Source organism: Geodermatophilus sp. SYSU D00691 (assembly GCF_054050275.1).
The window spans coordinates 68603-75818 of record NZ_JBJGYZ010000031.1 but is presented as its reverse complement, the minus strand read 5'-3'; the positions used below and the strand labels follow the sequence as shown (position 1 = coordinate 75818).

At 75.1% G+C, this 7216-nt stretch carries 8 protein-coding genes; 3 read left to right on the top strand and 5 right to left on the bottom strand.

What is annotated here, in order from left to right; translation table 11 throughout:
- Positions 1-116: 116 nt before the first annotated feature.
- Entirely contained in the window at positions 117-665 is a 549-nt protein-coding gene (locus ACI797_RS20630; protein ID WP_456860890.1) for an AAA family ATPase, read from the top strand.
- An 84-nt stretch (positions 666-749) separates the two neighbouring features.
- Here the strand turns inward: ACI797_RS20630 and ACI797_RS20625 are convergent, their stop codons facing one another.
- Positions 750-1490: a response regulator transcription factor gene (locus tag ACI797_RS20625; protein ID WP_456860888.1), complete on the bottom strand. Its 741-nt coding sequence runs from the start codon at positions 1488-1490 to the stop codon at positions 750-752.
- Positions 1491-1847: 357 nt separating this feature from the next.
- Here ACI797_RS20625 and ACI797_RS20620 point away from each other — a divergent pair, with 357 nt between their 5' ends.
- Positions 1848-2147, top strand: a complete 300-nt coding sequence (locus ACI797_RS20620; RefSeq protein ID WP_456539034.1) for a WhiB family transcriptional regulator — start codon at positions 1848-1850, stop codon at positions 2145-2147.
- Positions 2148-2220: 73 nt separating this feature from the next.
- Here the strand turns inward: ACI797_RS20620 and groL are convergent, their stop codons facing one another.
- Positions 2221-3861 (bottom strand): chaperonin GroEL, encoded by a 1641-nt coding sequence (gene groL / locus ACI797_RS20615; protein ID WP_456860885.1) that lies wholly within the window; start codon positions 3859-3861, stop codon positions 2221-2223.
- Between the two features lie 110 nt (positions 3862-3971).
- Positions 3972-4280 (bottom strand): co-chaperone GroES, encoded by a 309-nt coding sequence (gene groES, locus ACI797_RS20610; protein WP_456539036.1) that lies wholly within the window; start codon positions 4278-4280, stop codon positions 3972-3974.
- Between the two features lie 187 nt (positions 4281-4467).
- Here groES and ACI797_RS20605 point away from each other — a divergent pair, with 187 nt between their 5' ends.
- Positions 4468-5706, top strand: a complete 1239-nt coding sequence (locus ACI797_RS20605; RefSeq protein ID WP_456860883.1) for a class I SAM-dependent methyltransferase — start codon at positions 4468-4470, stop codon at positions 5704-5706.
- A 41-nt stretch (positions 5707-5747) separates the two neighbouring features.
- Here ACI797_RS20605 and tsaD read toward each other — a convergent pair whose 3' ends face one another.
- A complete protein-coding gene (gene tsaD, locus ACI797_RS20600; RefSeq protein ID WP_456860881.1) occupies positions 5748-6782 on the bottom strand; it encodes a tRNA (adenosine(37)-N6)-threonylcarbamoyltransferase complex transferase subunit TsaD in 1035 nt (344 codons plus the stop codon).
- Entirely contained in the window at positions 6779-7204 is a 426-nt protein-coding gene (gene rimI / locus ACI797_RS20595) for a ribosomal protein S18-alanine N-acetyltransferase (protein ID WP_456860879.1), read from the bottom strand. The genes tsaD and rimI overlap by 4 nt, the downstream gene beginning before the upstream one ends.
- Positions 7205-7216: the final 12 nt, after the last annotated feature.

Below are 7216 nucleotides of genomic sequence, written 5' to 3'. Positions count from 1 at the left end.
GGCCAACCGCCTCGTCGGCATCCTCCACGGCTGCCTCAAGACCACAACCACATACGACGAGAGCACCGCTTGGCCCGAGGTCACGACCGCGGCGGCTTGACCCGAGGAACCATGGGATGTCTGAGCCCGCCGTCCCGGGAGCCGCGCTGGTCCTGGTCAGCGGCCCGCCCGGGTCCGGCAAGTCCACGGTGGCGCGCCTGCTCGCCGGCCGCTTCCCGAAGTCGGCCCTCGTGCCCGGTGACGACTTCTTCGCGTTCGTGGCCGGCGGCTGGGTCAAGCCGTGGCTGCCCGAGGCGCACGAGCAGAACGAGGTCGTCCTGCAGGCGGCCGCCGCCGCGGCCGGACGCCTCGCCCGCGGCGGCTACGCGGTGGTCTACGACGGGGTCGTCGGGCCGTGGCTGCTGCCGGCGTTCGCCGCCGCCACCGGGCTGGCCGAGCTCGCCTACGCCGTCCTGCTGCCGCCGGAGGACGAGTGCCTGCGGCGGGTGGCGACCCGGACCGGCCACGGCTTCACCGACGCGAGCGCGACCCGGCGGATGCACCGCCAGTTCGCGGCCGCCGGGCTGGACCCCCGGCACGTGCTGACGGACGCCGGGCCGGCGTCGGCGCTCGCGAGCGCCGTCCTGGACCGCCTCGCGGCCGGCACGCTCCGCTACGAGCCCTGACCTCCCCCTCCACGCGATCATGGCGCCGGAACCCCCTCCGCAGCTCGGGAGGTGGTTCCGACGCCATGATCGTCGGAGAGCTGGTTACTGCATCATGCCGCGGCGGAAGCCCGTCGCGACCGCCTCGGCGCGGTCCTTGGCGCCGAGCTTGCGGAACAGCCGCCGGGCGTGGGTCTTGATGGTGTCCTCGGAGAGGTAGAGCTCGCGGCCGATCTGGGCGTTGCTCTTGCCCTGGCTCATGCCGGTGAGCACCTGCATCTCGCGCATGGACAGCTGCACCGGGGCCAGCTCGCGCACCGTCGAGCGCACCGTGGTCGGCTGCGAGCCGGCCAGCGGGGCGGCGCCGTTCCACGCCGGCACCGGGGAGGCGCCGATGGAGGACAGCTCGCGCGGCGGCCCGGCCGCGGCCGGGATCCGGCCGTCGGCGCGCAGGCCGACGCGGGACAGCCCGAGGCCCATCTCGATCGGCGAGGCGTCCCAGCGCAGGTAGCCGCGGGCGCCGAAGGCGACGGCCGCGCGGACGGTCTCGGCGTCGTCGGGCGCGCCGAGCACCAGCACCGGGAGGTTCGGGTGGGCGCGCAGCGCCTGGGTGGCGGCGGTCAGCCCCGAGTCGACCGCCCGCTGGGTGCCGACCAGCAGCACGTCGGGCGTGCGGGTGGCCAGCCGGGACAGCAGCGACTGGGCGTCGCCGACGACCTCGACCCGGCCCACGAAGGGCAGGGCCACCAGCCGCGACGCGATGTCGTCGCGCACCCGGCGCCGCTCGTCGTACACCCAGACGGTCGTGGCACCGTGGCCCGGACCGCGCATCCGATCGTCGATCACGCCTGCTCCTCGTTCCCCCGGACGGGTTGCCGGCCGGTGTCCCTGCCGACCGGGGAGCGCCCGGCCGGGTGTCGCTCGGACGGGGCCTCCCCGCCGGGGAGACCGCCGTCCGCTGCGCTGGGCCGCGCCGCTCCGGGTTCCCCCACCCGGTCGTCGGCGCCTCCCGAGAACACCTTGATCGACCGCGCGGAGGGGCAACAGCAGCCCTCACTCCCGGGGGTGAGGTCGCGCGATCGGGGAAACGGGGCGAAAATGCGCCGCCCGGGCGTGTTTGACCGTCCGGAGGCTCGGGCACCGGCCCCCTTGCAGCCGGACGCGCCCCCCGCCGGCTCGCCGACCCGAGCCCTGGAGGACGACATGGCCGACATCCGCCGACTCCCGACGCCCGTCGCCGAGGTGTGGGACTGGCAGCTGCACGGCGCCTGCCGTGGCGAGAGCACGTCCCTGTTCTTCCACCCCGACGGTGAGCGGGGTCCGGCGCGGGCCCGGCGGCAGGCCGCGGCCAAGGCCGTGTGCGCGAAGTGCCCCGTGGTCGAGGCGTGCCTGAAGCACGCCCTCTCGGTCCGGGAGCCCTACGGGGTGTGGGGTGGCATGAGCGAGGAGGAGCGGGCCCGGCTGATCGCCGCGGAGCCCGCCGCCGTCGCCGCCGGGGTGTAGTCGCCCCCTCGACGCACAGAGGGCCGGTCCAGCAGCCGCTGGACCGGCCCTCTGCGTCTGCCGGGCTCCGGGCTCAGTGGGAGTGGCCGTGCCCGTGCGAGTGGCCGTGCGTGTGGTGGCCGCCCGCGTGGTCGTGCTCCTCCTCCGGCGCCTCGACGACGGCGGAGTCGGTGGTCAGGATCATCGAGGCGATCGACGCGGCGTTGCCGAGCGCGGCCTTGGTGACCTTGACCGGGTCGATCACGCCCTGCTCGGCCAGGTCGCCGAACTCGCCGGTGGCGGCGTTGAAGCCCCGCCCCTCGCCGAGGTCGCGCACGCGGCTGACCACCACCGGGCCCTCGAAGCCGGCGTTGGCCGCGATGCGGACCAGCGGGGCGTCGAGCGCGCGACGGACGATGCCGGCGCCGGTGGCCTCGTCACCGTCGAGGTCGAGGGCGTCGATCGCCGTGGCGGCGTGCACCAGGGCCGAGCCGCCGCCGGGGACGACGCCCTCCTCCACCGCGGCCTTGGTCGCGGCGATGGCGTCCTCGATGCGGTGCTTCTTCTCCTTCATCTCGACCTCGGTGGCCGCGCCGACGCGGATCACGCCGATGCCGCCGGCGAGCTTGGCCAGCCGCTCCTGCAGCTTCTCGCGGTCCCAGTCGGAGTCGGTGGCCTCGATCTCGCGGCGGATCTGCGCCACGCGGTCGCCGATGGCGTCCTTGGAGCCGCCGCCGTCGACGATCGTGGTCGTGTCCTTGGAGACGGTGACCCGCCGCGCGGTGCCGAGCACCTCGAGGCCCACGCTGTCGAGCTTGAGGCCGACGTCCTCGCTGACCACCTGACCGCCGGTGACGACGGCGAGGTCCTGCATGAACGCCTTGCGCCGGTCGCCGAAGTAGGGCGACTTCACCGCGACGACCTTGACGGTCTTGCGGATCGAGTTGACGACGAGGGTGGACAGCGCCTCGCCCTCGACGTCCTCGGCGACGATGAGCAGCGGCGAGTTCCCCCGGCCGAGCACCTTCTCCAGCAGCGGGAGCAGGTCGGCCAGCGCGCTCACCTTGCCGCTGACGAGCAGCACGAGGACGTCGTCGAGGACGGCCTCCTGCGCGTCGGCGTCGGTGATGAAGTACGGCGACAGGAAGCCCTTGTCGAACTGGACGCCCTCGGTGACGTCGAGGTCGGTGTCCATGGTGTTGGACTCCTCGACGGTGATCACGCCGTCCTTGCCCACCTTGTCCATCGCCTCGGCGATCAGGTCGCCGACCGTGGCGTCCTGGGCGGAGACGGTGGCGACGCCGGCGATCGCGGCGCGGTCGTCGACGGGGATGGCGACCTTGTCCAGCGCCTGGTGCACGGCGTCGACGGCGGCGCGCATGCCGCGGCCGAGCGCGATCGGGTTGGCGCCGGCGGCCACGTTGCGCAGCCCCTCGTGGACCAGCGCCTGGGCCAGCACGGTCGCCGTCGTGGTGCCGTCACCGGCGACGTCGTTGGTCTTGGTGGCGACGTTCTTCGCCAGCTGCGCGCCGAGGTTCTCGTACGGGTCCTCGAGCTCGACCTCGCGGGCGATGGTGACGCCGTCGTTGGTGATCGTCGGGGCGCCGAACTTCTTGTCGAGGACGACGTTGCGGCCGCGCGGGCCGAGGGTCACCTTGACCGCGTCGGCGAGCTTGTCGACGCCGCGCTCGAGCGAGCGCCGGGCGTCCTCGTTGAACTTGATGATCTTGGCCATGCCAGACCTCTCGGTGTCAGGGGGTCGTACGACGACCGCCCCGGGGACCCGGTGTGCGCGGGCCGCCGGGGCGGTCGTGGGAGAGCGGTTCGCTCAGTAGGCCGGAGAGGTCACTTCTCCACGACGGCGAGCAGGTCGCGCGCCGACAGGACGAGGTACTCCTCGCCGCCGTACCGGACCTCGGTGCCGCCGTACTTCGAGTAGATGACCACGTCGCCGACGTTGACGTCGAGCGGGACGCGGTTGCCGTTGTCGTCGATGCGACCGGGGCCCACGGCGATGACCGTGCCCTCCTGCGGCTTCTCCTTGGCGGTGTCCGGGATGACCAGACCGGAGGCGGTGGTGGTCTCGGCCTCGTTGGCCTGGACCACGACCCGGTCCTCCAGCGGCTTGATGCTGACCTTGGTAGCGGTCGTCACGTCGGTGACGCCCCCTTCGGGATCGCAGGGCTGGTGACTGGTGCTAATGCTGTGGCACGGGAACCGGCCTGCCGTCGCGGGGGTCAGGCGACTGTGCCCGTGTCGGTTGGCACTCTACCCACGAGAGTGCCAGCCGCTCAACCGGGTCCCCCCAGCCCGCGAGCAGGGCGTGCGCGACGCTGTGCGCATGTCCGCCGCTCCCGAGCCGCCGCCGGCCGACGGCGCGGTCGCCGCGCTGCGCCGGTTGCGCACGGTGGAGGGCACGGCGGCGGTCCAGCGCGCGACCGGGCTGCTCTCGGAGGGCGTGGACCTGCTGACCGGCCTCTCCCGCCTCCGCGACGAGCTCGGCGCCGAGCTGGCCGGCCCGGCCTGGGAGCTGGCCCGCCTGCGGTTGCGGGCGCGACCGGTCTTCGGCGCGGACGCCGACCTGCTCCACCTCACGGCCGACACGCTGGAGCAGGCCGGGCGGCCGGACCTCGCCGACCGCAGGGCCGAGCGACTGCTCGCCGACGGCGGTCCCGCGGCCGACCTCGGCTGCGGCGCCGGCACCGACACCGTGGCGCTCGCCCGGCGGGGCGCCTCGGTGGTGGCCGTCGACCGCGACCCGCTGGCGCGGGAGCTGACCGCGGCCAACGCCGCCGCGCTGGGCGTCGCGCCGCTGGTGCGGGTGGTCGCCGGCGACGTCGTCGACGTGGTCGACCGGGCCGAGCACGGCTGGGTGGCCGGCTGCCCGGCGGCCGTGCTCGACCCCGCCCGGCGGGCCGACGGGCGCCGCCGGCTGGACCCCGACCGCTGGTCGCCGCCGTGGTCGACGGTGGCGACGCTGCTCGACCGCGTCCCCTGCTGCGTGGTCAAGGTGGCCCCCGGCCTCGACCACGACCGGGTCCCCGAGGGCATCGAGGCCGAGTGGGTGTCGGTGGGCGGGAGCATCGCCGAGGCGCTGCTCTGGGGCCGGGGCCTCGCCTCGACCTGGCGCCGGGCGACCCTGGCGCACGACGGCGGGTTCCTCGAGCTGACCGCCGACGAGGACCCGGGGCCGGCGCCGGTGGGGCCGGTCCGCGGCTGGTTGCACGAGCCCGACCCGGCGGTCATCCGGTCGGGGCTGGTGTCGCTGCTCGGCCGCCGGCTCGACGCCACGCTGGTCGACGTGACGATCGCCTACCTCACCTCCGACGCCGACCCGGGCTCGCCCTGGGTGAGCTCCTACCGGGTCGACGAGGTGCTGCCGTTCAACCTGAAGCGGCTGCGCGCCCTGCTCCGGGCCCGCGGCGTCGGCCGGGTGGTGGTCAAGAAGCGCGGCTCGGCGATCGAGCCCGAGACCCTGGTGCGGCAGCTGCGCGGGCCGGGTGGGGGCACCGCCGTCGTCGTCGTCACCCGGGTGGCCGGCGCCCCCACCGCGATCGTCTGCGACGTCACCGGAGGCTGAGCGGAGTCACAGGGCGCGGAAGCCGCGTCCCAGGGACCCCGCTACCGGGAGACGACGTCGATGGGCAGCGAGCTGTCGGCGCCGAGGTCGGGCTCCGACGGCGTCACCCCCGCGGCCACCAGGCGGGAGCCGAGCGCGGCCACCATGGCGCCGTTGTCGGTGCACAGCCGGGGGCTGGGCACGCGCAGCACGATGCCGGCCGCGGCGCAGCGCTCCTCGGCCAGCGCGCGCAGCCGCGAGTTCGCCGCGACGCCGCCGCCGAGTACCAGGTGGTCCACCCCGTGGTCGCGGCAGGCCCGCACCGCCTTGGCCGTGAGCACGTCGGCGACCGCCTCCTGGAACGAGGCGGCGACGTCGGCCACCGGCACCGGCTCCCCCGCCCGCTGCCGCGCCTCCACCCAGCGCGCGACCGCGGTCTTCAGGCCGGAGAACGAGAAGTCGTAGGGGGCGTCGCGCGGACCGGTCAGCCCGCGCGGGAAGTCGATCGCCGCGGGGTCGCCCTCGCGGGCGGCCTTGTCGATCGGCGGACCGCCGGGGAAGGGCAGGCCCAGCAGGCGGGCCACCTTGTCGAAGGCCTCCCCCGCCGCGTCGTCGATGGTGCGGCCCAGCGACTGCACGTCGCGGGCGAGGTCGGGGACGAGCAGCAGCGAGCTGTGCCCGCCCGAGACCAGCAGCGCCAGCGTCGGCTCGGCCAGCCGCCCGTGCTGCAGCTCGTCGACGGCGACGTGCGCGGCCAGGTGGTTGACGCCGTACAGCGGCTTGTCCAGCGCCAGCGCGTAGGCCTTGGCCGCGGCCACGCCGACCAGCAGCGCGCCGGTGAGGCCGGGCCCGGAGGTGACGGCGATCGCGTCGACGTCGTCCACGGTCGCGCCGGCGTCGGCGAGCGCGCGGTGCACCGTCGGGACCATCGCCTCCAGGTGCGCCCGGGAGGCGATCTCGGGGACGACGCCGCCGAAGCGCTCGTGCTCGCCGACCGAGGTGGCCAGCGCGTCGGCGAGCAGGGTGTGCCCGCGCACGAGACCGACGCCGGTCTCGTCGCACGACGTCTCGAACCCGAGCACCAGCGGCTCGCTCACAGCAGCTCCCTCTTCATCACCACGGCATCGGTCCCGCTCGGCTGGTAGTAGCCCCGCCGCCGGCCGATCTCGGCGAACCCGCGGCGCCGGTAGAGCCCCTGCGCCACCTCGTTGTCGGCCCGGACCTCCAGCAGCACCACCGGGCTGCGGCGGTCGGCCTCCTCGAGCAGCGCGTCGAGCAGCCGCGCCCCGATCCCCTCGCCCTGCCGGGCCTGCGTGACGCCGATCGTCGCGACGTGCGCCTCGTCGGGGTAGGCGATCAGCCCGGCGTAGCCGACCACCGAGTCGTCCTCCTCCGCCACCAGGTAGTGGCGGGTGTCGGTGCGCGACAGCTCGTCGCGGTACATCGCCGCGGTCCACGTGTCGGGGGCGAAGAGCTCCTCCTCGAGCACCATCACCGCCGGCACGTCCGCCAGCCGCATGGGCCGCAACCG

What these genes read in the sequence shown, in the direction of transcription:
- ACI797_RS20620 (WP_456539034.1), top strand. Translation starts at nt 1,848, where the DNA reads ATGGCCGACATCCGCCGACTCCCGACGCCCGTCGCCGAGGTGTGGGAC.
- groL (WP_456860885.1), bottom strand. Translation starts at nt 3,861, where the DNA reads ATGGCCAAGATCATCAAGTTCAACGAGGACGCCCGGCGCTCGCTCGAG.
- ACI797_RS20630 (WP_456860890.1), top strand. Translation starts at nt 117, where the DNA reads ATGTCTGAGCCCGCCGTCCCGGGAGCCGCGCTGGTCCTGGTCAGCGGC.
- rimI (WP_456860879.1), bottom strand. Translation starts at nt 7,204, where the DNA reads ATGCGGCTGGCGGACGTGCCGGCGGTGATGGTGCTCGAGGAGGAGCTC.
- ACI797_RS20605 (WP_456860883.1), top strand. Translation starts at nt 4,468, where the DNA reads ATGTCCGCCGCTCCCGAGCCGCCGCCGGCCGACGGCGCGGTCGCCGCG.